22 protein-coding genes are annotated in these 26,555 nt (G+C 56.0%); 13 read left to right on the top strand and 9 right to left on the bottom strand.

Going from position 1 to position 26,555, the window contains the following annotated elements; translation table 11 throughout:
* The 5 genes from VK725_RS10135 to VK725_RS10115 form a co-directional block, all read left to right on the top strand.
* Nucleotides 1–335 (top strand): acyl-CoA dehydrogenase family protein (locus tag VK725_RS10135; RefSeq protein ID WP_325317932.1); only part of this gene is annotated, 335 nt, incomplete at its 5' end.
* Nucleotides 336–623: 288 nt separating this feature from the next.
* A complete protein-coding gene (locus tag VK725_RS10130) occupies nucleotides 624–3,140 on the top strand; it encodes a TonB-dependent receptor (RefSeq protein WP_325317931.1) in 2,517 nt (838 codons plus the stop codon).
* A gap of 117 nt (nucleotides 3,141–3,257) precedes the next feature.
* Nucleotides 3,258–4,364: a dienelactone hydrolase family protein gene (locus VK725_RS10125; protein WP_325317930.1), complete on the top strand. Its 1,107-nt coding sequence runs from the start codon at nucleotides 3,258–3,260 to the stop codon at nucleotides 4,362–4,364.
* Nucleotides 4,365–5,034: 670 nt separating this feature from the next.
* A complete protein-coding gene (locus VK725_RS10120) occupies nucleotides 5,035–5,706 on the top strand; it encodes a glycoside hydrolase family 11 protein (protein ID WP_325317929.1) in 672 nt (223 codons plus the stop codon).
* 149 nt (nucleotides 5,707–5,855) lie between these two features.
* Nucleotides 5,856–6,770 carry a formylglycine-generating enzyme family protein gene (locus tag VK725_RS10115; RefSeq protein ID WP_325317928.1) on the top strand — a complete coding sequence of 305 codons (915 nt, stop codon included), beginning with the start codon at nucleotides 5,856–5,858 and terminating at the stop codon, nucleotides 6,768–6,770.
* 2 nt (nucleotides 6,771–6,772) lie between these two features.
* Here VK725_RS10115 and VK725_RS10110 read toward each other — a convergent pair whose 3' ends face one another.
* The 4 genes from VK725_RS10110 to VK725_RS10095 form a co-directional block, all read right to left on the bottom strand.
* Nucleotides 6,773–7,756, bottom strand: a complete 984-nt coding sequence (locus VK725_RS10110) for an alpha/beta hydrolase (protein ID WP_325317927.1) — start codon at nucleotides 7,754–7,756, stop codon at nucleotides 6,773–6,775.
* A 159-nt stretch (nucleotides 7,757–7,915) separates the two neighbouring features.
* Nucleotides 7,916–8,545, bottom strand: coding sequence for a DNA-3-methyladenine glycosylase (locus VK725_RS10105; RefSeq protein ID WP_325317926.1), 630 nt, complete (start codon nucleotides 8,543–8,545; stop codon nucleotides 7,916–7,918).
* Between the two features lie 12 nt (nucleotides 8,546–8,557).
* Nucleotides 8,558–9,076 (bottom strand): G/U mismatch-specific DNA glycosylase, encoded by a 519-nt coding sequence (gene mug / locus VK725_RS10100; RefSeq protein ID WP_325317925.1) that lies wholly within the window; start codon nucleotides 9,074–9,076, stop codon nucleotides 8,558–8,560.
* A gap of 86 nt (nucleotides 9,077–9,162) precedes the next feature.
* Entirely contained in the window at nucleotides 9,163–9,858 is a 696-nt protein-coding gene (locus VK725_RS10095; protein WP_325317924.1) for a TetR/AcrR family transcriptional regulator, read from the bottom strand.
* An 83-nt stretch (nucleotides 9,859–9,941) separates the two neighbouring features.
* Here VK725_RS10095 and VK725_RS10090 point away from each other — a divergent pair, with 83 nt between their 5' ends.
* The 8 genes from VK725_RS10090 (at nucleotide 9,942) to VK725_RS10055 (ending at nucleotide 19,579) form a co-directional block, all read left to right on the top strand.
* Nucleotides 9,942–11,054, top strand: coding sequence for an HlyD family secretion protein (locus VK725_RS10090; RefSeq protein WP_325317923.1), 1,113 nt, complete (start codon nucleotides 9,942–9,944; stop codon nucleotides 11,052–11,054).
* On the top strand, nucleotides 11,051–12,538 hold the full coding sequence (locus VK725_RS10085) for a DHA2 family efflux MFS transporter permease subunit (protein WP_325317922.1): 1,488 nt from the start codon (nucleotides 11,051–11,053) through the stop codon (nucleotides 12,536–12,538). Before VK725_RS10090 ends, VK725_RS10085 begins: the two co-directional genes overlap by 4 nt.
* A gap of 18 nt (nucleotides 12,539–12,556) precedes the next feature.
* Nucleotides 12,557–14,026, top strand: coding sequence for an efflux transporter outer membrane subunit (locus VK725_RS10080; RefSeq protein WP_325317921.1), 1,470 nt, complete (start codon nucleotides 12,557–12,559; stop codon nucleotides 14,024–14,026).
* 168 nt (nucleotides 14,027–14,194) lie between these two features.
* Nucleotides 14,195–15,136 (top strand): aldo/keto reductase, encoded by a 942-nt coding sequence (locus tag VK725_RS10075; protein ID WP_325317920.1) that lies wholly within the window; start codon nucleotides 14,195–14,197, stop codon nucleotides 15,134–15,136.
* 221 nt (nucleotides 15,137–15,357) lie between these two features.
* Nucleotides 15,358–16,020, top strand: coding sequence for a hypothetical protein (locus VK725_RS10070; RefSeq protein ID WP_325317919.1), 663 nt, complete (start codon nucleotides 15,358–15,360; stop codon nucleotides 16,018–16,020).
* The gene (locus VK725_RS10065; protein WP_325317918.1) at nucleotides 16,017–17,087 is read left to right on the top strand and encodes a hypothetical protein; all 1,071 of its coding nucleotides are present in this window, start codon (nucleotides 16,017–16,019) and stop codon (nucleotides 17,085–17,087) included. The genes VK725_RS10070 and VK725_RS10065 overlap by 4 nt, the downstream gene beginning before the upstream one ends.
* A gap of 138 nt (nucleotides 17,088–17,225) precedes the next feature.
* The gene (locus VK725_RS10060; protein WP_325317917.1) at nucleotides 17,226–17,831 is read left to right on the top strand and encodes a DUF4142 domain-containing protein; all 606 of its coding nucleotides are present in this window, start codon (nucleotides 17,226–17,228) and stop codon (nucleotides 17,829–17,831) included.
* Between the two features lie 263 nt (nucleotides 17,832–18,094).
* Complete coding sequence (locus tag VK725_RS10055) at nucleotides 18,095–19,579, top strand: NAD(P)/FAD-dependent oxidoreductase (RefSeq protein WP_325317916.1); 1,485 nt, start codon at nucleotides 18,095–18,097, stop codon at nucleotides 19,577–19,579.
* An 878-nt stretch (nucleotides 19,580–20,457) separates the two neighbouring features.
* Here the strand turns inward: VK725_RS10055 and VK725_RS10050 are convergent.
* From VK725_RS10050 to VK725_RS10030, 5 genes are all read right to left on the bottom strand, one after another.
* Nucleotides 20,458–21,999: a hypothetical protein gene (locus tag VK725_RS10050; protein ID WP_325317915.1), complete on the bottom strand. Its 1,542-nt coding sequence runs from the start codon at nucleotides 21,997–21,999 to the stop codon at nucleotides 20,458–20,460.
* Between the two features lie 551 nt (nucleotides 22,000–22,550).
* Nucleotides 22,551–23,486, bottom strand: a complete 936-nt coding sequence (locus tag VK725_RS10045) for a TraB/GumN family protein (protein ID WP_325317914.1) — start codon at nucleotides 23,484–23,486, stop codon at nucleotides 22,551–22,553.
* Between the two features lie 639 nt (nucleotides 23,487–24,125).
* Nucleotides 24,126–25,001, bottom strand: coding sequence for a DMT family transporter (locus VK725_RS10040; protein ID WP_325317913.1), 876 nt, complete (start codon nucleotides 24,999–25,001; stop codon nucleotides 24,126–24,128).
* A complete protein-coding gene (locus VK725_RS10035) occupies nucleotides 24,994–25,809 on the bottom strand; it encodes a DUF2182 domain-containing protein (protein ID WP_325317912.1) in 816 nt (271 codons plus the stop codon). The genes VK725_RS10040 and VK725_RS10035 overlap by 8 nt, the downstream gene beginning before the upstream one ends.
* Complete coding sequence (locus VK725_RS10030) at nucleotides 25,806–26,408, bottom strand: DUF1326 domain-containing protein (RefSeq protein WP_325317911.1); 603 nt, start codon at nucleotides 26,406–26,408, stop codon at nucleotides 25,806–25,808. The genes VK725_RS10035 and VK725_RS10030 overlap by 4 nt, the downstream gene beginning before the upstream one ends.
* Nucleotides 26,409–26,555: the final 147 nt, after the last annotated feature.

Below are 26,555 nucleotides of genomic sequence, written 5' to 3'. Positions count from 1 at the left end.
GGTTTGGTGTGCCCATCGGTAGCTTCCAAGCATTACGGCACCGCATGGCGGAAATGCTGATGCATCTGGAACAAGCGCGTTCCATGTCGTATCTGGCGACATTGCGTTGTACGGATACAGATCCTGTGGTTCGACGCGCCGCATTGTCGGCCGCCAAGGTGTTGATGGGGCAGGCTGCGCGTTACATCGGGCAACAAGCCGTGCAGTTGCACGGCGGCATGGGCATGACCGATGAGTTGGATGTCAGTCACTACTTCAAACGGCTGCTGGCCTTCGAACTTCGCTGCGGCACGGTCGATGATCATCTGGCCATCTATCGCCAACAAATGCGCTGAATAATCACTTTAAAAACAATGAGTTTTGTTGCGTCGCAATAATAACGGAACTAAGTTCCATTTTCCAAAAAACGCTGTGATAGGTTCGTTTCCACCTTTCGAAAATCACGCCAAAAACGTCGTGCGAATCGAAAGAAATCACAGAAATCGAAGCTGTATTTACAACGCAACCAGCGCCGCTGCAGGGGAATGTTTCAGGGGATCCACGGCGAATGCGGGCACGGTGGTTGTTCACTCCACCCGGGGAGGGGTGCACTAATGGCTGTATACAATGTTGTAAGAAAGCGTTTGACCTTATCGATTTTCGCTGTTCTGTTTGCCGCTCCGTCCGCCTTCGCGCAGCAGGCGCCCGCAACCACCGATCCGAAAGCTCCCGAACCAAAAAAGGTAACCACGCTGGCCGGCATGGTGGTGACCGCGCAGAAGCGCGAGCAAGCCATGCAGACAGTGCCGATCACCATGACGGTAGCGACGAAGCAGCAGCTGCAAGATGCCGATGTTCGCGACATCAAGGCATTGCAGGTATTGGTTCCGAGCATGTATGCCTACAGCACCGGCAGTGAGGCGTTAACGTCCATACGCCTTCGTGGCATCGGTACCGTTGGTGATAACCCTGGCCTGGAATCGTCGGTGGGTACGGTGATCGATGGCGTTCCGCGTGCGCGTACCGGTGCAGCGTTCGACGATCTTGGCGAGCTCGAACGCGTAGAAGTGCTCTACGGACCGCAAGGCACGTTGTTCGGCCAGAACACGTCGGCTGGCGTGGTCAACATCGTTACCGCGGCACCCAGTTTCCATGCGCACGGCGATACCGAACTGACTGTTGGCAACTACGGCGCGCTCGATCTTGGCGCTTACTACACCGCACCCATCAGTGACAAAGCTGCCTTCAGCATCTACGCCTCCAATCGCACGCGCGATGGCTTTTATGACGTAGAAACCGGCCCAGGCCCGCGTACCGAGAACTCCGATTCCAATCTGGATGTACATTCGCTGCGCGGCAAGCTGTTGCTGCTACCGACCAAAAATGTCGACATCACCATCATCGGTGACTACAGCAGCCGCGATGAGCATTGCTGTACGGCCGTGGCCACGGTGCGCGGCCCGACCGCGAACATACTTGATGCACTGGTGGGTGGCAGCGCCGTGTCGGCCAATCCGGCCGATCCCTACGCATACGTCGCCTACTCCAATCGTGACGACCGTGAGCAAATCATCGACGATGGCGTGTCGGCCGAGATCAACTGGACGACGCCCTGGCTGAACAACGCAACGTTTACGTCGATCACCTCCAAGCGTGAGTGGACGGCCGATGAAGGCGGGGATCTGGAATTTACTACCGCCGACATTTTCGACCGGCCATTCGGGCAGCCGGGCGATAGTTCGGTCAGGATCAATCCGCTGACCGAAGAGCTTCGCCTCGCGGGCAATACCGACAAATTCGATTGGACGGTCGGCTACTTCCTGGACAACGAAGACCTGGTGCGGCACGACTTGATCAACATGGGCTCCGATTACGAGGCCTACATGTCCAGCTTGCTGGTCTACGGCTTCAAGCCTTATGGAATGAATACGGCCAACCCGGCGACCTTCATATCGCAGGCGACGGGACTTCCCTACGGCGCCTCGTTGTCCGGTGTTGGCATGGCCGACATGTACAAACAGACGGCGAACAGCAACGCGGTGTTCGGCAACGTCACCTTCCATGCCACCGACGCATTGGATCTGACGGCTGGTCTGCGCTACACCGACGAGAGCAAACAGCTTGATTCGACATACACCAATCCCAACGGCGACGCGGGTTGTGCTGCGATGTTGCGTAACCCGACACAGGTGTACGAAGCGTTGGTCGGTCGCGGTGTTCCCGCTGCGATCGCCGCGAAGCTGATTCCCACCGTGATTGGCGACTCGTGTCTGGCGTGGTCCGATGCTTTGGATGTGCGCACGACACATCAATCGCTCAACGAGAAAGAATGGTCCGGCACCCTGAAAGGGGTCTACACATTCAACGACAACGTGATGACCTATCTGACGGGCTCGCGCGGTTACAAGGCCGGCGGCTTCAACATGGATCGCGTGCAGTCGGCCACTGGCCTCAACGACCAATCCGTCGGCATCCTGCCGGTGAACAACACCTCGTTCGTGGGTGAGTTCGTCAACAGCTACGAATTAGGTACCAAAACTACGTGGCTCGATGGGAGCTTGCTGGCCAACGCAGCCTTGTTCGACGAGCAGTTCACCAACTATCAGCTCAATGAATTCGTTGGCACCGGCTATGACGTGCTCTCACTGCCGAAAGCTACTTCAAAAGGCGTGGATACGAATGTGATGTGGCAAGCAACCAAGAATTGGCTGCTGCAAGCCGGCGTGACCTACAACGACGTGCGGGTAGGCAAAGACATTCCGGGTTCTGCTTTCGCACCGGGCGGCGTTTTTGGCCTTCTGCCGGGGGCACGCATGCCGCTTGCGTCGCTTTGGTCGGATACGGCATCGGTGACCTATGAGCATCCTCTCAACGGCACGCTGCTGGGGCGCTTCAACGTCAGCGCGAAGTATCAATCGGGGGTCAATCAAGGTGCGACCTATGCGCCGGAGCTGTATCAGGGCGGCTACACCGTGATCAATGCGCGTATCGGCATTACCCCCAACGACAAGCAATGGTCGGTGGAGTTGTGGTCGGATAACTTGACCGGAGCGAGATACGCGCAGGTCAGATTCGCAGGCGTGATACAGACGGGAACCTGGGATGCATTCCTAGGTGCGCCGCGCACATGGGGTGCTACCTTCCGTTACAACTTCCTGTGATGAGCAGCATGCAGTTGAGGTATGCAGCAAGCAACAGGATATGAGGTGAAGCGAGAAGGGCCCACGGGCCCTTCTCGTGCGTGGTGTTTGTGCATTGCTCTACTTTGGGAGTTGTCTATGGCTCGTCTTTACAAATCGGCTAATTTATTTTTCCTTCCGCTCATCTTTTTCTCTTGCCAGGTGCTGGCGCAACATGCGCCGCCGGAAACGAATGCAAAACCTTCCGCTTCGAGTGAATCGATTCCTCATGTGGACTCGGCACAGTTCGCGGCCAAACCGTACGTGTTATCCAACGGTATCAAGGGAATCCTGGTCAAGATTCCCAGTCATTCGCCGGTGGATTACGGCCCTCTTCTCAAAGGACAACTCGGGCCGTCGGTGCTACTGACTGGGCAGCTCTTTCTTCCAGCGAAGGGTTCGAAGCCACCCTATGCCGCAGTAGTCGAAACGCCGGGCAGCGGTGGTCTCGGTCCGCAGCATATGGATCACGCCGCAGCGCTTACCTCTGCAGGGATTGCGGTGCTTGTCATCGATCCGTTTTTCGGCAGAGGAATCAAAGACACTGTTGCCGACCAGAATCAACTTACATTCGCGGCCAGTGCTTACGACGTGTTAGCGGCAGTCAAATTTCTGCGCTCTCGCACAGATATCTATGCGAATAGAATCGGTGCGACAGGAGGCAGCCGAGGAGGCACGGCCGTGTTGATGGCTGAAACTGCGCCCGTGTCAGATGCGGTGCTGGGCCGAGAGAACGGCTTGCGTGCAGTCGTCGCTGGTTATCCGTGGTGTGGCGTGCAGTTCTACTCGGCCCACCTCGCGGACCATGCCTCGCTGCTAGTCATGCAGGGGGACCACGACGATTGGGTTTCCTTTCAGCAGTGCCAGGACGAGACACATGCCATGGGCGTAGCAGGGCAGGACGTAGTTATGGAGCTCTTCCCGGGTGCACGACATGCTTTCGATCGCGAGGGCGTTCCGCCCACGAATATTCCCAGCGCCATCACGTCGACCACCTTTCCAACCGTCTACATGGATGACCAGGGGCGGTACTACAACATGCGTACGGGAAGGGTCGATCCGGCGCTCGCAGGCCAGACGATTTCTCAGTACTCCATTAAAGGTGGATTTCTTAAGAAAGGGGTGACGATAGGTAGCGAGGGCACGCAGGCAAAAGAGTTCTCCGATGAGATGGTGAACTTCTTTAAAGCGAAGCTGGCGCAGTGAATCGGATATAGGGGGCGAGAACGTCGGTTGACGGGATAGGGGCCGCACCGACGTTTTTCGTTAGGAACAACCTGCATCTCATTAATAGAAGACCTGAGGGGGCGATTGCGCTCGTTCCCCCTAGCATGATGTGTGCGCGCTACTCGTGGCAAAAGCCTGCCACTTTCGCCCTCTCTACGAGGCGAAATTTTCGGGTTAGAACAGAGCCGCTATGACGTGCCGGCGCACCTGCAGAGTTAGCCTCCAATGATGGTCTGAGGCACTCGTCTCGCAGGAATTCGCGTCCAAATCATTGCGAAGACATTTCGAAACTAACGCGGAATGTGAGCGCTACCACAATTTCAATGGAATCTCGTCACGATGGCGTGACGAACGCCGCCGATTGCGTTGACTTTCCCGCATCCGCATGCATAGATTCACGCGCGCCAATGGTAGCGCTAACAATAGAGTCGTCCGGCTACTTCGGCGTCGCGCTGAAACAAGCATGAGCACCGGCCATTGAGCTCGGTATTGGACAGCTCATCAACTCAGCGTGGAACGTGCAACAAGGGGAGCCACCCATTACGGGAGGCGAAGTGTCTTTTCACAACAATTGATCGCTGCACCGTCCCGCTTCGGCACGTGCTGAAGCGTTGCGGTAGCACGCCTTCAAGAACTGAGGACAATTCGTATGCACACAACAAAGGTAGTCTCGCCACGCATTCAAAAAGTAATCCTCTGCGCTCTCATAGCGGGTTGCGCAATAACGGCAGCAAACGCCCAGACGATCGAGAACAACGGAACCGGTACGAATAACGGCTACTACTATTCCTTGTATAGCAGTGGCGGGTCGGCAACCATGACATTTCCGGAAGCATCGAGCTATCCGGGCAATTACGCCATGACCTGGTCTGGCGTTAGCGATGTGGTTGGCGGTAAAGGGTGGAGTACCGGCGGAAATATGACTGTCGGCTACAACGTCGGTTCCGCGAGTGGCTACAACACCATATCCGTCTACGGCTGGACGACGAGCCCGCTCGTCGAATACTACATAACGGAGCTTGGTTCGCTGTATACAGCCGATGCAACGTACAAGGGCAGTGTTACCAGCGACGGGCGTACATACAACACCTACGAGCATGAGCAAGTAAACCAGCCGTCCATCATCGGCACCGCTACGTTCGAACAGTACTTGGATGCCTGGGGCGGCGCATCGGTAGGAACAAACTACTCAGTCACCACGGGTAACCACTTCAGTCACTGGGAGAGCCTTGGCATGGACATGGGCAGTTTCAATTACATGATTCTGGCGACAGAGGCATACAACGGTGCCAGTGGCGAAGTTAACGCCACGGTATGGTGACCATTTCGTTGAGACCGCGTTGATCGTTAAAGCCGGCGACTTTCAGTCGCCGGCTTTCTGTATTTCAGAGAACGATTTGGGTACTCAACGGGTGCGATGCGGTATTCACTTTTGAATATTTTCCATCCACGTGCATGTGGATCTTTGACTTGGATAAGCGAGACATTTCTATGGGAAAGTCATTTCTCTTGACGGCAATTATGATTGTCGCGAGCGTGGCTGCCATCAAAGATGTAGCGGGCGCCGTTTCGCGAGAAGTGCCTGATAATTTTGTACTAGTCAAAGGTGGCACTTTTAAAAATACAAAATCCGGCTACTACGGGAAAGGTGTAGTCGTATCGGATTTTTACATGGGTAAATATGACGTCACTCAAAAAGAATGGGTGGAGGTGATGGGAAGAAATCCGTCGAAGTTCAAGGGCGACAATTTGCCAGTAGAGATGGTGAGCTGGTACGACAGCGTCGAGTACTGCAATAGAAGGAGCATCAAGGAAGGCTTAAAGCCGTATTACAACATCGACAAAAACAAGAGCGACCCGAATAACAAGCCAGATCCAAAATTTGGCGATCTGGACATTATCAAGTGGACGGTAACGATCAACGAGGGTGCTAACGGTTACCGATTGCCGACAGAGGCAGAGTGGGAATATGCGGCAGACGGTGGTCAGCTAAGCAGGAGTTACACGTACAGCGGAAGCGATAACGTAGATGAGGTGGCTTGGTATTGGCGAAATGCTGGAGATAAAGACTTATCTGGATTTTGGAACTGGCCCGCCATACAGCTAAACCACGATCAAACGAAACCTGTTGGTGGCAAGAAACCCAATGAGTTAGGGCTTTACGATATGTCGGGTAACGTAAGGGAGTGGTGCTGGGACTGGTATGGAAACCTAAAGACCAACGTCATCGACCCCAGAGGAAGTCAAAGCGGCTTTGGGCGCGTTTGGAAAGGTGGCGGCTGGATCGGTGCGGCCTTTACCGCAGCGCCAACTTTCCGAGGCAGCCTGGCAGCGAACGGCACGGGTCCCGATCAAGGTTTTCGTGTTGTATTGAGCCGCAGATAAGCTCAGCGTTGGGCATTCTTGGGTATGTCTAGTCGATCCAAAAACTGCACTGTGAGATTCGCGACTTCCTGACCTTTCGTGTCCATGGCGAAATGTCCTGCATCCAGGATGTGTATCTCTGCATTAGGCACATCCTGTTTGTAAGCCCACGCGCCGGCCACCGTAAAAGAGGGGTCATATTTTCCCCACACTACAAGTAGCGGCGGATGATATGTCTTTAAATAAGCTTGCCACTTCGGGTAGGCCGCGACATTTGTGCGGTAATCGTAAAAAAGATCTTCTTGAATCCGATCTTGGCCTGGGCGACTCAGAAATGCGGATTCATCCGTCCAAAGGTCCGGATCGTAAAGCTCTGGGTGAGGATCGGTGCCGACATGACGCTGTTTTGCTGCGTCGAATGAGATCAAGTTTGCGCGGAGCTTTTCGACATAAGCTTGCCTGTTAGCCCAGTACTGACGACGAGTGGTCCATAGAGGGCCGAGGCCTTCGTCATGAGCCACTGCATTTTGCACGACGATGGCGTCGATGCGGTCGGGATGCATAAGCGCCAGACGAAATCCAACGGGACCGCCATAGTCCTGCACGAACAATGTGTAGTGACGGATACCCAGTTGCTGTGTAAACGCATCGATGACCGATGTCAGGTGATCGAAGGTATAGGAGAACGTCTCCGGAGGAGGTGCATCGGAGTGGCCAAAGCCCGGGTAGTCGGGCGCGATAACGTGATATCGCTTTGCAAGCACGGGTATCAGCTGGTTATACATCCGCGAAGACGATGGAAACCCATGCAGCAAGAGAACGACAGGCGCATCGCTGCTGCCGGCTTCCCGATAGAAGATGTTTAACCCCTTAACATTGACCGTGCGATACGCAGTTGCGGCTTCGCTCATGTGTGGCACCTCCCGGTTGTTGTTGGTTTCCCCAGCGGCCAAGGCATTGACGCCTGCCAATAGCGTACATAGAGCAAGGGAAATTATTCGTTTCATGGGAAGCGTCCGCATCATTGATACAGTGGTGAATGGTCGAAACCGGAAGTCGTATTTCGATACCTTGCTGAAGTTGTTATTTAGGTGTGATCCAAACACGTTATGGGTGTCTGGCAACAGCCTGCCAAACTATTTTGCGTTCATTGTGCGCTTTAAGAATCAGCTTCGTTGCGCAGTCGTGCCTGATACATAGCGGTTGCCAGGCACATTCCACCGCCATGGAAAATCCTTGCCGGCGCTGATGCCAATGCGCAGCCCACCCGTTCGAGCTTTGGGTGGAGCCATGCCATCGTCGACGATGGTGAAGCCATCCAGGGCGCCAACCAGATCAAGCCCATTTTGCGCTCCGTTGATGCCCATTGCCTGCGTCAAGCGGGCCGGCCCACGGCATAAATCGCGATCGCTCCTCACGCGTGGGCGCGCCGAGCGCATGTGCTCAATCCCGTGTACGGGTTCCAGCGCGCGTATGAGTACACCGCAGCCATCACCCTCAGGTCCACTCACGCAGTTGCAGCACCAGTGCATGCCATATGTGAAATAGACATACATATGCCCCGGCGGTCCAAACATGACTGCATTTCGCGGCGTCTTTCCCCGGTACGTATGCGCCGCTGGATCGATTGCGCCCAGATAGGCCTCTACTTCCACAATGCGACCCGCCCGGCCATCCGCGGATGCCAGGATTTTGTTGAGTAATTGCGGTGCCACCTTGGTGGCAGGCCGATCAAAGAACGCACGCGGCAAGGGCGTGCCTGGCCAGATGATCGACGCTGCTTTTTTTTGAACCACCGAGCTCTCCGATTAGCGCTGTTCGTACACGCATGCTGCATAAAGTTGGCGATACGCTTCGACCAGACTGTCGAGAGTGAATGCGCGATTTCTTCCGCTCGGATTGGGTAGAACCCAAACGGTGGCACCCTCCATGCGTGCCGGTTGCAATCCCCACGCGATCTCTCGTTGACCTGAAAGTGCGACGTACGCCGCTTTACCCAGAAAGGCTACAAAGCGTGGCGCATAGCGCACGATTTTCTGCTCGAATTCGGCAGCGGCGGAGATGAATTCCTCTGGCGAAAGCTGATCGGCACTCGCCGTCGGTCGTTTCACTACCGACGTCACACCGCATCCATATCTGAGTATCGTGTGATCGTCCTGAGGCGAAATTTCCTCAGGGGTGAAGCCCGCGAGATATATGACGCGCCAGAAGCGATTGCTTCTTCCGGCGAAATGATGCCCTATGGCGGCCGCTGTCATTCCGGGGTTGATTCCGCAGAACAGTACGTTGAGACGTCCAGCGATGATGTCAGGGAGTTCGTCAGTCACAGCACGCCTTGCAAACTCAGGAATGGCCGAGCTCGATCCGAAGAGAAACGTATGTTCCTTTCGCGAATGCAGATTGCATCAACCGATCATCCGCAGATGACGCTCACGGCTTTCTGCGCGACTTTTCTCAAGTCATTCCGGGGGCTGCCCGTTCGAGCGCGAATAGCTATGGAATGCATCGTCGCAGAGGCGAGCAAAGCAAGCGCCTTGGGATCGGCGTCCGGTTTCAATTCTCCAGCGGCACGCGCGAGTTTGAAACGCGCTTCGAAATCGGCATCGAGCGACTGAAAGCCCTTCGCCGCAATGCTCCGGATCTCCGGATCGCCGGGTGCCTCGGTAACGGCTGTGCCGACTACGAAACATCCGAGCACTTGGTCATCGTTAGAGAAATAGATCGACAACGCCGCGTCGTAGACCTTCATCAGCGTCTCGGGCAGGGTTCCGCCGCTACCCAATGCTTTACGCATCGTCGCAAATTTGAGTTCCCAGTATTCGCTCAATGCTTTGACGTAAATCTCGTGCTTATCGCCGAACGCCGCGCGAAGGCTCGGGCGGTTCATGCCGGTTGCAGCAGAAATGTCGTCGAGTGAGGTCCCGGAATAACCGGTCTTCCAGAACGCCTCCGCGGCCTGCCGAAGGGCGGCCTCAGGTTCGTAGTTGCGAGGCCGTCCGCGAGGCCTTTTCTCGGCCTTGGATGTTTTTGTACTTGATCGCATAAAAATACTTGACCTCGTGTGTTCGGCGCTATTATTATACGGACATGTACAAAATTCAACATGCATGGGAAGCGGGCGTGTAACCGGCGGGATAGAGGAGCCAGGCAGACGGTCTCCGTGCCATTCCTGCAGTCATTTAGGAATCTGATATGCGCAAACAAATTGACGAAATGGCTGAGGCGCTGAGCGCGGTGAATCGCGCTGAAGCGCCGCGCCGAAGTATCAAGGTAAAGCTGCGCCTGCCCTTGATGTTGGCTTTCCCGATATTGCTGGTGTTAGGCGGCGGTGCCAAATATCTGGCTGGAGCGCACGACGTCGCGACGGACGACGCCTTCGTGCAGGCCGCGAAGGTCTCCATCAATGCCAGGGTCCCGGGTCAGGTAGTGAACATTGCGGTGCGGGATAATCAACCGGTCCACGCAGGCCAGTTGCTGTTCCAGATAGATCCCGAGCCTTACCGGATTGCCGTTGAACAAGCCGAGGCGCAACTCAGCAGTGCGCGCCTCCAAGTGGAAGCGCTGAAGGCGACGTATCGCAAGCAATTGGCCGATGTGGAATCGGCCAAGGCTTCGGCCGACTTCGACGAGCATGAATATGAGCGCAAAAAGGCGCTGCTCGCCTCCGATTTCACCTCGCGCTCAACGTACGAACAAGCCGAAACGGACCTCCTGGTCGCACGACAGCACATTGCGTCGGCCCAGCAAGACGTCGCCAACAGCATCGCCGAATTGAATGGCGATCCCAATATCGATGTCGATCAGCACCCGACGGTTCGTGAGGCAAAGGCTCAATTGGATCGTGCGCGGCTTGATCTCTCCTATACCACTGTTACAGCGCCTGACGATGGCGTCGTCACCAAAGTCGACGATCTGCAGGTAGGCGATTTCGTCAGCAGCGGCGCCACGGTGTTCTCAATGATGTCGAGTCGGCATGTTTGGATCGAAGCGAATTTTCGCGAAACCGGTTTGACGCATATGCGACCGGGTCAGGCGGCGACCGTCGATGTGGATACCTATCCTGGTCATCGTTTCAAAGCGCACGTAGTCAGCATCAGCCCCGGGACGGGATCGGAGTTCTCGGTATTGCCGCCTGAAAACGCCACCGGTAACTGGGTGAAGGTGGTGCAACGGTTGCCGGTGCGGCTGGAGTTAGACGATGTCGATCCGAAGTGGCCGCTGTACTCGGGTATGAGTGTCACTGCACAAGTCGATACTCGGCAGAACGCTCATGCGACAAGTCCTGGCATGGAAGCGGGTCAGTGAACGCCAACCTTAATCTTGGCGCCGATGCGACATCCCATCGGTTCCTAATCATCGCTGCGATGCTTGCGACCTTCATGCAGGCGATGAACATATCGATCCCGAATGCGGCGCTTCTTTATGTGCAGGGCGCTTTGTCGATGACCGACGACGAGATCGGCTGGGTCTTTACGTCCTATATCGCTGCAAGTGCCATCGTCATGACGATGACGCATTGGCTATCTGGCAGGTATGGGAGAAAGGCTGTCTTCCAGATATCGCTTGCCGTTTTCAGCTTTGCACTCATCCTTGACACACTGGCGACGACACCGCTGCAATTCGTATCTGCCCGCATCATCCAAGGTGCTGCGAGCGGCACACTCGCTCCGCTGTCGATATCGATATTGCTCGATGAACTGCCGCCACTGCGGCATGGCCACATCGGCCTTCTATGGAGTGTAACGGCGCTGCTTGGCATGCTTAGTGGCCCTGGTATCGGCGGCGTGCTCAGTGAATATGCTGGGTGGCGTTCGATCTTCTATCTCAGTCTTCCGATAGCCGCGTTCGTCGCATCGACGATGGGCCTCTATCTAAAAGAGAAGAAGGCAGAGAAAAGGCCGCCTTTCGACTTCTTTGGACTGGCGACTTTCTCCGTAGGTATTGCGGGGCTGCAGATGCTGCTCGACCGCGGCGAACGTATGGAATGGTTTGCTTCGTCCGAGATATGGGTAGAGGCCATCGCATCCGTCCTTGGCTTCTATCTCTTCATCGTGCATGTGCTGACGAAAGACGAGCACTTCCTTAACAAGGCGCTATTCAAGGATCGCAACTTCGGTCTTTCGACGGTGATGTTCTTCGCGCTGGGCTTCGTCCTGCTGCCAACCTTGGCGTTGACCTCGCCGATACTTGAGGAGTTGTTCGGCTACCCGGCGCACACCGCAGGCTACATTACGATTCCGCGCGGCATCGCACTGGTGAGTGCATTACTCCTGACGTGGCATCTGCCGACACGCGTCGACAACCGGCTGTTCGTGATCGGCGGTTTGTGTCTGGCGATCTACGGCAACTGGCGGATGGTGGGTTACTCACCGCTGATGGATGAGCGGGCGGTGGTTTTGGCTGGCGTCATCCAAGGCGCCGGTCTAGGCATTTTGATGCCGGCACTCACTAGAGCTGCCTTCAGCACGCTCGATCCGAAATTTCGCTCGGAAGGTACCGCTTTCTTCAACTTGTCGCGGCTTTATGGCAGCACGCTCGGCATCGCAATCGTGCAGATCTACTTCTTTAACAATACCCAGAGCATGCACCTGGCACTCGCCAATAACCTCAGGCCGTACCGTATCGCGAGTGACTCTATGTCGATACAGGGACTCGCAACGATGAATGACCTTGTCACTAGTCAGGCGGCGATTGTCGCCGTCATCGGTCAATTCAAACTCTTGATGATGGCCATGCTGATCGTGAGTCCGCTTGCTTTGTTCCTTCGCGTGCCGCGTGCCGGCAACTGATTTTCCTGGAGTCGCAACATGAAACTGATCACATCGATTTCGTTGGGGCGCGTTGCGAGGACAGTCATTCTCGCTTCCTCTATCTCCGCGCTTCTATCCGCGTGCATGGTGGGGCCTAATTTTGAAAGACCGGCTGCGCCCGCCTCGCAACATTACGACGTGCAGGCCGAACAAGAACTCAGCGCGAGCAACACGAGGGCTGGTGCTCAACATGTCGATCTCGGCAAGGGCATCGATGGCGATTGGTGGTCCACGCTTGGCTCTGCGAAGCTTGACGATGTGATGCATAAAGCCATCGCCGGCAATTTCGATCTGGAGGCGGCAGATGCGACGATCGCGCAGGCGAACGAAGCCGTAACCGCAGCCGCGGGCGGCCTGAAGCCACAGGTGAGTTTGGGGGCACAGGGCGGTCGTCAGCGCGCCACCAATGGAGATAGCGTATCTACGTCCAACTTCTACGCAGTCGGGCCACAAGTGAGTTTCGATTTCGACGTTTTCGGTGGTACAAAACGATTAGTCGAGGAAAAGACAGCGCTCGCAGAACTACAACAACATCGATTTGACGCGGCCTATCTAACCGTTACTGGCGACGTCGCCAGTGAGGCATTGCTGCTCGCATCCGCCCGCGCGCAGATCGATGCGGTCAACGTCTTGATCGCTGACGATCAGAAGAACCTTGAACTCGTTCGCACGGCCCATCAATACGGCAACGCCACGCAGGTCGACATCGCGCTGGCCACCACGCAACTCGCACAAGACGAAACATTGCTGCCTCCGCTCGCACAACAACGGGATGTGGCGCGGCACGCGCTATCGATCCTGGTAGGAAAGAGTCCTGGCGACTGGACCGCGCCGGACTTTGACCTGAGCGATTTCGCGCTGCCGGAAGATGTGCCCGTCAGTCTACCCTCCGACCTTGCGCGCAATCGGCCGGACATTCTCGAAGCAGAAGCGCAACTCCATGCCGCGAGCGCCGCGATCGGCGTGGCAACGGCAGATATGTACCCGCACCTGCAGCTCTCGGCCTCGCTCACTCAGGCAGGTCCCGGTATCGGAACGCTGTGGGGTATTGCGGCCGGTTTGACCGGGCCGATTTACGCGGGCGGAACGCTTAAGGCGAATCGTCGCGCTTCCATCGACGGTCACAACGCATCGTTTGCGGACTATCAACAGACCGTTACCAAATCGTTGGGGCAGGTGGCAGATGTATTACAAGCAATCAACCACGACGGCGAAGAATATGCAGCGCAGGAGCGCGCATTGAGCGCCGCTCAAGCCAGCCTGCAGTTGAACCGGCAAGGTTATCAAGTGGGTGAAATCGGTGTACTCGACGTATTGGACGCCGAGCGCGGTTACCAACGTGCGCTGATCGGTCAGATACAGGCCAAGACGGCGCGCTACCTCGACACAGTGCAATTGTCCATCGCGCTCGGAGGAAATTCACACGATGCATTTGAACAAAGAGTAGCGTACCGCGAGAAACCATGAGCGTTCGGTTGCCTACGCTTCCTTACTAACTTGGGTCGTTGAAGAGGCGCGGCGCTTACATACCCGCCATCGGTGCGGATGAGATTTTCAAGCGGCCTTTGTTTTCACGCAGCAGCTGCCACACGTTCCTCTCCGTACGGACCCGGCTCCCAACAAGAGAACACAAACATGTCCACGTCACAGAGTCTTCGCGATAAAAGAATTCCCCTCAATCACGGAAACGGAGCCATCCCGGCCGTTGGTTTCGGCACGCTGATTCCCAAAACTGCCGCGGTCAAGCCGGCCATCAAGGCCGCGTTGGAAGTTGGATTCAGGCACATCGATGGCGCAGAGGTCTATCGCAACGAAGAGCTGGTTGGCGAAGCGCTGCGGGAGGCTTTTGAAGCGGGAACGGTCAAGCGAGAGGACATCTTCGTCACCACGAAGCTATGGAACAACAATCACCGTCCCGAGCGACTCACGCTCGCATTCGAAGCAAGCCTGCGTCGTCTTCAACTCGACTACCTCGATTGCTATTTGATCCATACGCCCTTTGCCTTCCAGCCGGGCGACGAACAATATCCGATGAACGAACGCAATGAGCCGATCTATGACACGGAAGTAACACTGGTCGACACGTGGCGTGCAATGGAGCGGCTTGTGGATGAAGGCCGTTGCAGGTCTATCGGACTATCCGATATCACGCTGGAGAAGCTAAAAGAGATTGTTGCGATTGCGCGCATCAAACCCTCGGTAGTGCAGGTCGAGTGCCATCCTTATCTTCCCGAGTGGGAGCTGCTCGAATTCTGTCAGGAACACGGAATTGTGTTGCTTGCATTCGCGCCATTGGGTCACGGTATGGAACCGAGAATAACGGACGACCCAGTCATCAAGGCCATCGCGCAGCGTATCGACAAGACGCCGGCACAAGTTGCGCTGGCTTGGGCCGTGCAGCGCGGTACGGCGTTTCTTACTACGTCAACCAGCCCTGCGCATATTCGGGAAAACTTCGACATCTCTTCGCTGCCTGAGGACGCCATGCGTGAGATGCAACATCTCATCACGACAAACATCCGATTGAACGCAGTGGTCGAGACCGGACTGCCCGGATTTGTTCCTCGAGGCGCGTGAGTGAGGGCACACATCCGGTCGTCTTGCATTTGCGGAATGATCGAAATCTGATGGTGTGCCGTACATGCAGGTTTGACGTAGACGACAAGTCACGTGATTGATCCCGTCAATCGACTTGATATCCCAAATGAATTGGACCTATCACTCCTTCGCCACCTAGTGTTCGCCGGACCAATCGATCAAGAAGAGCGGTTGGCATAGGCATCAATACTGGGGGTTGCATGCTTGTCCATCGCCTTAGGCTATTCATCGCGTTAGTCGTGCTCGGGGGATTACCCGCCTACGTCAGCGCCGCCACGAATCACTCGGAAATTTCCGGAAAAGTCAGTTTGGTGACAGCGGCGGGTCAGAGTCTGGCGCCGGGAGAGTTGACCGATACGCTGGTTTATTTCGTGCCGAAACACGGCAAGGTGCGTGTCCATCCAGGTACCTACACGATCTACACGGTCAATATGGATTTCAGACCCGCTGCGATGGCCATTCCCATCGGCAGCACAGTGAAATTCACCAATCTCGACCAGCTTCTTCACAATCTTTATTCCGCAACGCCTGATTCAACGTTCGATTTTCAATTCCAGGCTTCGGGGCAATCTGTCGCACACACCTTCACTCACGCCGGCCCTGTGCTGATCAGTTGCAACGTGCATCGTTCGATGGAGCTGGATCTATTGGTAGTGCCCACGCCATACGTGGTTCAAGTTTCAGCGGATGGCCGTTTTTCGCTACGCGGTCTGCCGCCTGGTCCGGGGACTTTGTATTTCTGGAATCCACGGGCCGCGATTTCGCAACAGTCGGTGACGGTGCCCGTGAATGACGTTGAACAGCAGTTGATGGCTATGAAGCCGCGTGTGGCCACCGAACTCAACGTGGGTAATACGCGATGAGGCCCGCGACTCGATTCCTCATCAGCGGACTTGTGCTGGTTATCGTACTCACCGCTGTTACATCGGCGGCCGTCGTCTGGTGCGTTCATCGCGCTGCCGATGAGCGAACGTTGGAGCGCTTCAAGGTGGCCGGCATCGTCGGTACGGATTTGCAGACGCAGCAGCTGGAAACGCTGCAGTTGCGTGCTCAGTTGCTCGCCGGCGATCCAGCGTTCGTTGACTATGTTGCACAGTCGCTGATTCCCAATCCGCAAATGGGCGGCGTGGTGGACAGTCTTTCCATCAGCGAGTTGCTCAAACAACGCCGAAATGGCTACGACGTGGCCATGGTGCTCGACCCGCTAGGCAAACCCGTGAGCAGCTCGGGTCTGTTGGCGAAAGACAGGACGAGCATCCAGCACGACGTCCTGGTGACGACTTCCATTCGCGAACTCAAACCAGCGCAAGGCGCATGGTTGGACAATGGGCAGTTGCTCTGGGTCGTCGCCAGTCCGCTTCTTCGCGGTAACACGCTGGAAGGTGTATTGATCACGGCAACGCATGTAAGCGATGCGTTCGCTTCCACGATCGGTCGCATAGCACGCAGCGATGTTGCCCTCGTGGCTGCAGCGGGAGGCACTTCATTGCCATTGTCCAACAGTGGCCTCGATGTGCACGTGCTGGATTTGCTGTCCAAGCAGAGCGCTCAAATTCTTGCTGTTTCCAGCACGGCCGGGCAGGTCGTGCCATTGCAGGACGGGTCGCTGGTCATCACCGCGTGGGTTACGCCGCTACGCACATCGGATGCCCAAGTCGCCCTGGTGGTGCTCGATCATCACAGTGATGGCGAGGATCAGAATCTCCACGCGGAGGTCGTTTCACTGCTGCTTGGCGTGTTGGTGCTAGGTGTGATCGCGACGCTTTGCGTGCTGGTTCAGTGGCAAAGCACCTGGCTCCCGCTGCAACAGGTGGCCGACGTGGTCGACCGAGCCGCCAGCGGCGATAGCCACATGACGATACGCACCGGTGGCACTCCGATCGTTCGCCATTTACGTGAGGGGATCAATCGTCTCTTGCGCTCACGATGAAGTTGCACGGTTACAAGGCAAGGATTTGACGTTATCTACCCGGCCATCCATCGGCCTCCTTTTTGCCATCGGCAAGATGGTTGCAAAGAAGCGATTGGATGAGCACTCCGCCCCCATGGTGTCCTGAAGGAGAGTCCCTTGAAAATCTTGACGTCTACCCAGTTGAAGGCAAGCAAACGAGTTGATGGATATGCACGGTTAGGTGTTGTCAGCAATCCATATATCCGTCATGTGACGGTTGGGGTGCTGATTGCAGGTTGCTTCGTCTGCAGCACGATGGCGCTCGCAGCAAGCAGCCTTTCCAGCTCTGATCTTGCGTTTGTTCAGAAGGTTTCGCAGGGCGGCATGTTTGAAGTGGCGGCGAGCAAAGTGGCGGTCGAGAAGGCCCATGCGCAGGACGTGAAAGACCAGGCGAACACGGAAGTGCATGATCACGAGTTGGTGGGCCAAAAACTGAGGTCGATCGCATCGGCGAACGGCGTCGATTTGCCGACCCAGTTAAATGCCGATTTCCAAAAGCGCGTCGATCGCCTGAGTGGATTGTCGGGCGCGTCGTTCGACGAAGCTTATCTGCAGGAGATGGGCAAGATTCACGCGCTGGACGGTGCCGCTTTCGCTCAGGAGGCGAAAACCGGACAGAATTCTGACTTGAGAGCCTTCGGTGCGGAAACGGTACGCATCGTCGAGCGTCATATTGGCGCATTGCACGGTACGGATGCGGGCTATAGGAATAAAACGTTCTAATGAAAGAATGGAAGGGTCGATCGCCAGCGTCATCGCCGCGCCTGGAGTTCTGTAACCTTCCTCTTAGCGACTTTGATTAAGCGGTATCTTCGGTGCCGCTTAACTCAAGCATTGAATGTCTGCTTGCCTTTCGGTCATCTTCCCTCTGTCTAAACGGCAAATGTACCAATCCTTAGCGTTTCCACTCGCCGTGCTCGGGTAATAAGAACACCTCAAGCTTCGGTTTGGATTTGGTCCCGGGAACATAACGATGCGGAGGGGATGTGCTCGACGCTCACAGCCCGAACAATCGCTCGTTCAAGGTCGTCATCATAGGTGCCGGTTTTGGCGGTCTGGCAGCGGCCATTCGCTTGAAGCAGAAAGGCGAACATGATTTCGTTGTCCTGGAGCGCGCCGACGATGTCGGAGGCGTCTGGCGCGATAACCGCTATCCCGGATGCGCGTGTGATGTTCAGTCACACTTGTACTCTTATTCCTTTGCACCCAACTCGAATTGGGGCTATCAGTTTTCTCCACAGCCAGAAATCTGTGACTACCTGCGGCGCTGCGCGCGGAACTTCCAGATACTGGAGCGCATCCAGTTCAACACAGCGGTTCGAAGCCTGCATTGGAGCGAGGAGCGTGGTGAATGGATCATCGGTACGATGCACGGGGAATATCGTGGCCGATACATTTTTGCCGGCATGGGCGCGCTCAGCGATCCGAAGATCCCTGCACTGGAAGGAATGAGTGATTTCCAGGGACAGGTATTTCATTCGGCCCGATGGCCGAGAGATGTGAATCTGAAAGGCAAGTCTGTCTGCGTGGTCGGTACCGGAGCATCGGCCATTCAGTTCATCCCCAAGCTTCAGCCCATCGTCTCTCAGTTGCACCTCTTTCAGCGTACCGCGGCCTGGGTCGTTAAGCGTGGTGACTTCGCCATCGCTGAGAAAACCAGGGAACGCTTCCGTCGATTTCCCTGGTTGCAGCAATGGGCGCGCTTTAGCATCTACGTGCAACGCGAATTGCTGGCGTTCGGATTTCGACATCCGATTGTGATGCGAGTGGTGCAGATGCAAGCCATCAGGCACATGCACGCAAGCATCAAAGACCCGGCGTTGCGACGGAAACTGACGCCTCGCTACACGCTAGGTTGCAAGCGCGTACTGGTTTCAGACGACTATTATCCGGCGCTGGCGCAACCGAACGTCCACGTCGTTCCTTCGGCGTTGGCGCGCATCACGAAGCACGGTGTCGTCGGCAGTGACGGGATCGAGCATAAGGTCGATGCGATCATCTTCGGCACTGGGTTCCAAGTGCAGGACCTTCCGTATTCCCATTACATCTATGGGCGGCACGGCAAATCGCTGGCCGATGTCTGGCAGGGCAGTCCCCGTTCCCTTACAGGCACCATGGTCAGTGGCTTCCCGAATCTGTTTCTGCTGCATGGGCCAAACACGGTTCTTGGACATACGTCCATGATCTACATGCTGGAGACGCAGGTGGAGCAAGCGCTTCGTCTCATCAAGCGTGCGGAGCAGTTGGATGTTGCCATTGTCGAGGCGAGCGCCGAAGCTCAGCAGCGCTTCGTAACATGGGTGGACCGGAAGTTGCGAGGAACCGTCTGGGTGACCGTCGGCTGTAAAAGCTGGTACATGGACAGGACCGGACGTAATGCATCGATCTGGCCGAGCTACACGTTTACCTATAGGCGTCGTGCGCTCGGTATTCGGTTGGATAACTACGAGTTTCGTCAGCCGTCGAAGTAGAAAGGAAGAGATTCATTTGGGATTTGGACATGCGCCTTCGTGGTTGGCGACATAGATGTCAATTTCCGGCGAATTGCTCGCGGATGCGACGTTCGTCCGGTTAAACCAAAGGGACCATCCCTACGAGTCACGCCACAAGCGGGCAGAGCAAATTCAACAAGACCTGTGTGGATAGCATCGCTGCGCTGATTTGGCGTGTCGTTTTATGACACGCAAGTGCGATTGGGAAAGACACATCGCGACGGTGCTGAAGCGGCTGCGGTGGCTTGATCGTGTATGCATCGACTGACTGATCATGACCGTCATGCGGCTCGTCTCGGCAGTCGGTAACGCGCGTCGCTTTCTGTTTGGGCCGGCTTGGTCACATCTACGATGTTTGTCCACCGTTCGGCGTCGGTTTTTTTTATGAACCTATCGATCGATTTCTCATGTCGGTGTAGCTGAGCTCGTTGCGCTTAATACATAGCGCGGCAACTGGATATTTGGCAAGAAGTTGTCGCATTTAAGCGAAGGAAGTTTTGAAACCGCGACCGCCGCAGGTGCGAAAAAAGCGACGAGTGGAAAAGGCGTTTGGTATTGGCGTAACAGTCGTCGCATGGGGCTGCAAATTCGGCCGGCCCATACTGGGGTGCCAAGCGGAATCAAATCGTATTGCGAAAAGTCGATGTCCAGGGGTTCGATTGGGGTGCTCCTGCCACGTAGGGTCTCGATGAGAGATCGCATATAGCCGAGCACGCCATGCCTGGAGTGGCGTTCGGTGATAGGTGGTATAGCGGTGCCAGGTCTTGCTGCCAATTCGGTTGCAATGTTTTTTGTGTTGCCGGAACCATAAAAAGGGCGCCAGCTTTCCAGCCGGCGCTCTAGTGTTAGCGTGGCTCTTACAGTTGTGAATTGGTGGTCTTGTTGAATTGCGTACCGAGATTGGTTTCCAGATCGCCTATCGCATATTCCAAGAGGCTGAATATTTGCGCGCGATCCGTCGCATTGCTCAGGTCCAGGGTGGCTGTGCTGGCGACGCCCGCCTGTGTCAGTGCCGTATTGAATGCTAGCTGTGCTTGAGCTGCTGAAATGTAGACCGACGAGCCTGAGCTGTCGACGTAGTCCAGCGTCTGGAATACGTTGGAGAAGACATTTCCCAGTGAGGCGATGTTGAAGGCAACATGGTTGGTAGGTGTGACGAACGTCGTCGCACTGGTAGTGGGTATCGGGTTGTCGTACAGCTGGTCCAGGTAGTAGTGAACCTGATACGGATACTGCTGATAGGTATCTTGGACGCCCCATACTGAGCTGTAGGAATCCACCGAGGCCACTGTCGCAGCCGTGGCCGTCGCCCCCAAGGTGCTATAGCTGCCCACCAAGCCGCCGTAGTAACCCTGGTTGTAGGCAACGTTTAACAACACGTCGAGGAAGTTGTTCGGCAATGTCACGAAGTTTGTCAGCGCGTTGTCGTATGCCGGTTGCCAAGGTGTAACCCAACCGTCGGGTCCCGTGCCGGTGACGATTAGTGACACAAAATCGTTGTAATGGAAGTACGCCGTCAACATCGGACCGTAGTATTTGTTGTTGAACGATGACGGCGTCGGTTGACTGTACTGTGTGGCCGCCGTTGCCATGGCGTAGCCGATGTTTTTCTGGATGGCGATGTAGTTGATCAGCGAATGGCCTGCAGGTGCGTAAGACCCGGCAACCATGTCGGTAGCGTAGTTGTTGATCTGATACGGTCCGCCTTGGCCGACTCCCATCACGGCGGCCTGATCGGGCGACGGGTCGATCATCGTGCTGGTATCGACATAGTATTCGGTCGCGATATTTTCCTGCAGCAACTGTCCCAGGATCGAACCGTACAAGTAGTCCTTGTCGAATTGCATGCCCGGGTAGTACTCCTGCACCAAGCGACCGTACATCACACCGGCGATGACGTTGGACATGATCAGGTCGGTGTAGTTGTCTCCAGTGAGAACTATTTCGTCTTGGGCACTGCTTGCACCAAGTAGTAGATGAAAGCTGACGCTGCCCGATGTGGTGACTGGCGCTGGTGTCGGAGTGGGTGTTGGCGTAGGCGTAGGCGTAGGAGTCGGAGTCGGAGTCGGAGTCGGAGTCGGAGTCGGAGTCGGAGTCGGAGTGCCGCCGCATGTCCCCTGCGAAGTCCAAGGCTGGCCTGTACCCGGGCCACCGTTATTGGTCGCCGGATCGTTGCCCTGCGTCCACCAATTTGCCTTGTAGTTGATGCCGCTCTCACTGGCGACATTGCCCGCCGTGTAAATCGCTGTCGCATTCCAAGCCGAAGCACAAGTCGTTTCTGCGCGTGCAGCCTGCATTGGCGCAACCGTAAGCAACGTTGTCGACAACGCCGCTCCCATCGCGCCGCTCAAGGAACTCAATGTCAAGGTGGACCACTTCGTCGACTTCTTCAGATGCATGGGCTGTCTCCAAGGTTGATTTGAATCCCGGCATGTCAGCAATGCAATTTCACGACTACGTTCCGAACGGCCGCGCACAGAGAGTCGCCATCACGCATTGCTGCGTGTGTTGCGCTTTCAATGTCATTGAAGTGCGGCAAGTATCAGTCTGCGATGACAACGTTGTCTAGCGTGTTTGGCCGTTTTGCCCACGCCACAACGTGATGCTCATCGCAAGAAGCTATTGCCATGTTCTCATATGGGCTCTGCCAACTTATCCGCGCACAACACGACGATGTCACGCGATTAAACATGTATCTCGCGATAGACGGAATTTGCGCCAGATCGGTGAATAATTGCCACGCGGCAAAGCGAGTAGCTCGCTCGCGGCGACAAAGCGATGCGCACAGAGGGCCAATGTTGAATATCTCGGATCGCTACTCGCAAGAAGCGACGTAACTGCGGCTGCGGTGCAAGGGGTGGTTGGTGTATTTTGGCCGCAGCTTCAAATAGCGGACACCAGCCGACATCTCTATCTATCGATGCGCATCACTCACGAAATGTGTGATGCTTCAAACAGCAGTTACTTTCAGTCCATGTTCCCGTAAACGCGCGAGAACACTATCAGGCCCTGCCACGTGGTATAGGCCGACGACAACTAATGCAGGCTTCGGGCTCTTCAGCATTTCATCAATTCGCGGCACCCAACGCCCATTTCGTCCGATCACGTGCTTGTCGTACATGGCCGGTTGCGATGATTTCATTCTGGCAACCATCCGCTCTGCACCACTCATGTCACCGCGTGCCCAGCGGGAATAGATGTCCTCATTTTTTTCAGCCCCATCAAGAATGTGATCTAGCGTGTATTGCAAATATTGAACATCTTCAGCGGTCGATGATCCGCCCATGAAGGCAACCAGGTCATCAATAGCTGGGAATTCGCTAGAAATAGCGATGCCGTCATTTTTTGCCATCGGCATCAGCACCTTTTCCGCCGTGCCGGCTTCCGGCAGATTCATGGCAGCGTAGTAAGCCTGCTCCACAGTAAATGCGGCGAACCATGGTCTGTACTGGACCAGACTGTCCAACGGCACCTGTGCCAATTTCGCCGCTTCTGCCAAACGACCTTGATCTCTTTCAGTTAGCTTCGATAGCAACGGCTTCGATTCGTCGACCCCATATTGTTTAATGAGTACCTGTACATCTTGATGCCGATTCAGATTGGTTTCCGTCCACAACGCAGAACAGTTTGGCAATAAGCTTTCTATCCGCGCGTCTTTCCAGACGATTCGACGTGCTGGTGTTTCCCCTGTAAAAAATATTTTGCCGCCATGCCCCTCCACCGTCCACAACGGCCAGTTCAAGGGCGCAACTGCCCATCCAAGTTTCGACCATGAACTGGCTGCAAAAGCAGCCAACCCGAGACTCCGCATCATCTGTCGCCTTGAAAGACAAACGGTGCTTGCTGACTGCTCTAACGTCTTTTTCTTTTCGAGAACATCTGTCATGAAAGCTTCCCTGTCACAGCCCTGATTGAAGATTTACATCTCCATCATTCAGTACTAGCAGCTTTTTGAGATGTGCCACTTAGCACTGTGCCACTTGACACAGTGCTGGACCCGGGTGGTTTTGAACGCTTGAGCGAAAGTCTCGCGGGAGATGGCAAGGTTGTGAGGCAATGGTTGCTCGTTCAAAACAAGCGTATGACGTCATGCTCAATCTGACACCCTCCACAACCCCGATGTTTGTAAAACCGGTACATACATTGGTGTTGTGCCCATTTGTGGGCATGAAATCAAAGTCTGTGCACGTCTTGTAAGCAAAGTCTGTGTCGCTTTGTCCAACGATGTACTTACTTTGCTTGGTGTAGGAATGCAAAGTATGTGCGCCACCATGCAAATCAAATGCTTGGATTGGTGACCTTGAGATCTGTAATGGTCTACCGATAATCAAAGCATGTACGCGAGACTGCGGCAGAAGCCCACACACAAAACGGTCTCAAACGCCCGTTCGCGCCGTGACATGAAAGATGCCGCTTCTGCACCACCCTTCATTTGCTGCCTTGGCGTGACTGTTTTTGAGCGATCAGAGGCGGTTTCAAAGTGCGTACTCACAAGTGGCACGCCGCTTCACAGTGATGTCCGCCTTCAATGGTTCCGCGACCTGCTTGTCATCGCCATCGCGATGCCCCCAAGAATCGCGGTAGAAGCGACAGTCAGGCGCGGAGTGATCGCTTCCGATAGGAACACCACTCCGCCAAATGCCGCGATTAGCGGTACCGACAGTTGTACGGTGGCGGCGCGCATGGCGGAAAGCCTGCGCAACGCTGCATACCAGATGACATACCCGATGCCCGATGTGAGTGCGCCAGAGGCAATGCCCAGAGCGACTCCGGTCGCGTCCGTGTAAGCACGGGCGTTGACAATGAAAAGCAAGCTCAGCAAGGGGGCAAGCAGCGCTGCCCTCGCGAAGTTTCCCGCTGTTGCGGCAAGCGGGTCGGTCAGGGAGCGCCCGCGCAACGAGTACACGCCCCACGCCACGCCAGCGATCGCCATTAATGCAGCGCCGAGGAGCGGCGGCGCTGCGATACCCGGTGACACCAGGTAGAAAAGCCCAGCGACGGCCAATGCGAGACCGAGCCACGCTGCGTACCCGAATTTTTCGCCGGAGCGCAAGCCGACGCTGAGCATGGTCAATTGAACCGCGCCGAACAGAATCAATGCCCCCGTGCCTGCGGGCAAGGTGAGGTACGCGAAGGAGAAGAAGGCAACATAGGCAAACAGCATGCTCGCAGCGAGCCAGTCGGCATGACTGGGCGAGGACCGCTCCGGCCGGAGCCGAACGATGACGGCGAGTATGATCGCGCCAGAAACGAGCCTGATGGCGGCGAAGCTGATCGGATCGATTTCCCCTCGCTGCAACGCAAACCGGCACAACAGCGAATTGGCCGCGAAGGCGAACATCGCCACCGTAGTGAAGATGGCCGTCTGCATGATGAGCAGTCCACCGCGCGTTTCATGCATGGATCGCCACCAGAACGACTGCCCACGACAGCAACGCCACGCCGAGGGGCGCGCTGAGACGCTTGCCCCAGCGCACGTTCTTTTCGATCGCCATCACGGCTGCAAGCAAGAGCATCCAGCCCAGGCTGCAGGTACCGAGAGCGAACATCAATAGCATCAGCGCCCAGCAACACCCGACGCAGAATAAACCGTGCTGCGCGCCAAGCGCGAACGCCTGCCGCGCTCGCGCTTGCCCTCGCCAGCGCTCAATGACGAAGCTCAACGGCGTGCGGCACTTTTCCAGACACTGATACTTGAACCTGCTGAACTGAAATGCGCCGGCCAACGCAATGATAGCGACACCAATCAGCCAGCCATTCCACACCAGCAGGGGTACCCTGGCGAGCACGGACAGCAGTGCACTGTGAAGTGCATGCGCCAGGAGTCCGAAGGCTCCCCAGATCGTCATATAGCCCAGGCCGAGCAGCATCAGGAGACGTCCATGGTCTGGTCGCTCGCCCGTCAACCGATCGAAGGCATTGAACAGCGGCAAGATGGTAGGCAACATCATGGCCGTTGTCATGAGGATCCACGCGACGGCCTCGAGCAACACGGGCACGATCACGTTGCCGCCCGGAACGACACGGCACAGAAACGCAATCGATCCTGAGGCTATCCAGTTACCTTGTTCGACATAGCTTCCATAAGGACTGCGCGTCCACGCCCACAACGCAACCCACGCGAAAGCAACCAGCGCGGCCAGGATCGGTACGAACACGCGAACATGGCGCGAGGCGCCGGGCGGCGAACGGCCTGCCGTTGAGTTCATGCGTCGAAGACGAACGTGCTCTGTAGGGCGTTGTGGTTCTTGATGTCGAGGTTGATGCCGAGGGCGGCGTTTCTGGATCGATAGGTCGGGGCTTTGCCGACAAACACCGGCGCCCCAGGCACGGTTGAGAACACGGTATCGGAGAGGGTGGTCTGGCCGCCGGTCGCGCCCAGATAGGGCTCGAGCTCGGCGTAGTAGTTCGCGCCGATCTCGAGTTCGCCCTTACCCGCAACCACGGTGAACCGGATGGGCGCTCGCTCCACCGATACGACCTGGCCGATGAGCTTGGCGAGATCGGCGACCGGTCCGCCGGCCTGGCCGGTGTAGACCTTTAGCAGTGCCTCTTCCTGTGCTTTTGAAGCTTGGTCGCCGATGTAGATCGCGGCAGTCCAGTTGCCTTGCAGGATATTGCCGGGAACATGGGCCACGGCCGCGATGGTATTGCCGGCAACATCAACGCCGTCGACCGTTCCCTTGTCTATATGCCACGCGACAATGGTGTCGCACGTACCGTTGTCAGGATCCTCGCCGATCCAGCAGGGGCATAGGACATTGCAGTTGCAAACTTCGAGCAGACGACCTTCCAGGTGATAGCTCATACGAACCTCCATTGAAGGTACGCGAACACCAGCACGCCGCCGCGGGACGACGCTGCGAAGGGGTTTTCGATTTTCCCGCCGCGGGTTTGGCCAAGTCAAGTTCTATTGCGAGCAGCGATGGATTGATGCGGGAAAACACGAGAAAAA

The sequence above is a fragment of the Dyella sp. genome, assembly GCF_035486915.1.
Lineage (GTDB): Bacteria > Pseudomonadota > Gammaproteobacteria > Xanthomonadales > Rhodanobacteraceae > Dyella_B.
Note: the sequence above shows the minus strand (reverse complement) of the source record. Positions and strands in the feature narration are given on the sequence as shown.

What these genes read in the sequence shown, in the direction of transcription:
- VK725_RS10110 (WP_325317927.1), bottom strand. Translation starts at nt 7,756, where the DNA reads ATGAAACGAATAATTTCCCTTGCTCTATGTACGCTATTGGCAGGCGTC.
- VK725_RS10040 (WP_325317913.1), bottom strand. Translation starts at nt 25,001, where the DNA reads ATGCATGAAACGCGCGGTGGACTGCTCATCATGCAGACGGCCATCTTC.
- VK725_RS10080 (WP_325317921.1), top strand. Translation starts at nt 12,557, where the DNA reads ATGAAACTGATCACATCGATTTCGTTGGGGCGCGTTGCGAGGACAGTC.
- VK725_RS10095 (WP_325317924.1), bottom strand. Translation starts at nt 9,858, where the DNA reads ATGCATGTTGAATTTTGTACATGTCCGTATAATAATAGCGCCGAACAC.
- VK725_RS10090 (WP_325317923.1), top strand. Translation starts at nt 9,942, where the DNA reads ATGCGCAAACAAATTGACGAAATGGCTGAGGCGCTGAGCGCGGTGAAT.
- VK725_RS10065 (WP_325317918.1), top strand. Translation starts at nt 16,017, where the DNA reads ATGAGGCCCGCGACTCGATTCCTCATCAGCGGACTTGTGCTGGTTATC.
- VK725_RS10050 (WP_325317915.1), bottom strand. Translation starts at nt 21,999, where the DNA reads ATGCATCTGAAGAAGTCGACGAAGTGGTCCACCTTGACATTGAGTTCC.
- VK725_RS10120 (WP_325317929.1), top strand. Translation starts at nt 5,035, where the DNA reads ATGCACACAACAAAGGTAGTCTCGCCACGCATTCAAAAAGTAATCCTC.
- VK725_RS10030 (WP_325317911.1), bottom strand. Translation starts at nt 26,408, where the DNA reads ATGAGCTATCACCTGGAAGGTCGTCTGCTCGAAGTTTGCAACTGCAAT.
- VK725_RS10070 (WP_325317919.1), top strand. Translation starts at nt 15,358, where the DNA reads ATGCTTGTCCATCGCCTTAGGCTATTCATCGCGTTAGTCGTGCTCGGG.
- VK725_RS10125 (WP_325317930.1), top strand. Translation starts at nt 3,258, where the DNA reads ATGGCTCGTCTTTACAAATCGGCTAATTTATTTTTCCTTCCGCTCATC.
- VK725_RS10075 (WP_325317920.1), top strand. Translation starts at nt 14,195, where the DNA reads ATGTCCACGTCACAGAGTCTTCGCGATAAAAGAATTCCCCTCAATCAC.
- VK725_RS10045 (WP_325317914.1), bottom strand. Translation starts at nt 23,486, where the DNA reads ATGACAGATGTTCTCGAAAAGAAAAAGACGTTAGAGCAGTCAGCAAGC.
- VK725_RS10035 (WP_325317912.1), bottom strand. Translation starts at nt 25,809, where the DNA reads ATGAACTCAACGGCAGGCCGTTCGCCGCCCGGCGCCTCGCGCCATGTT.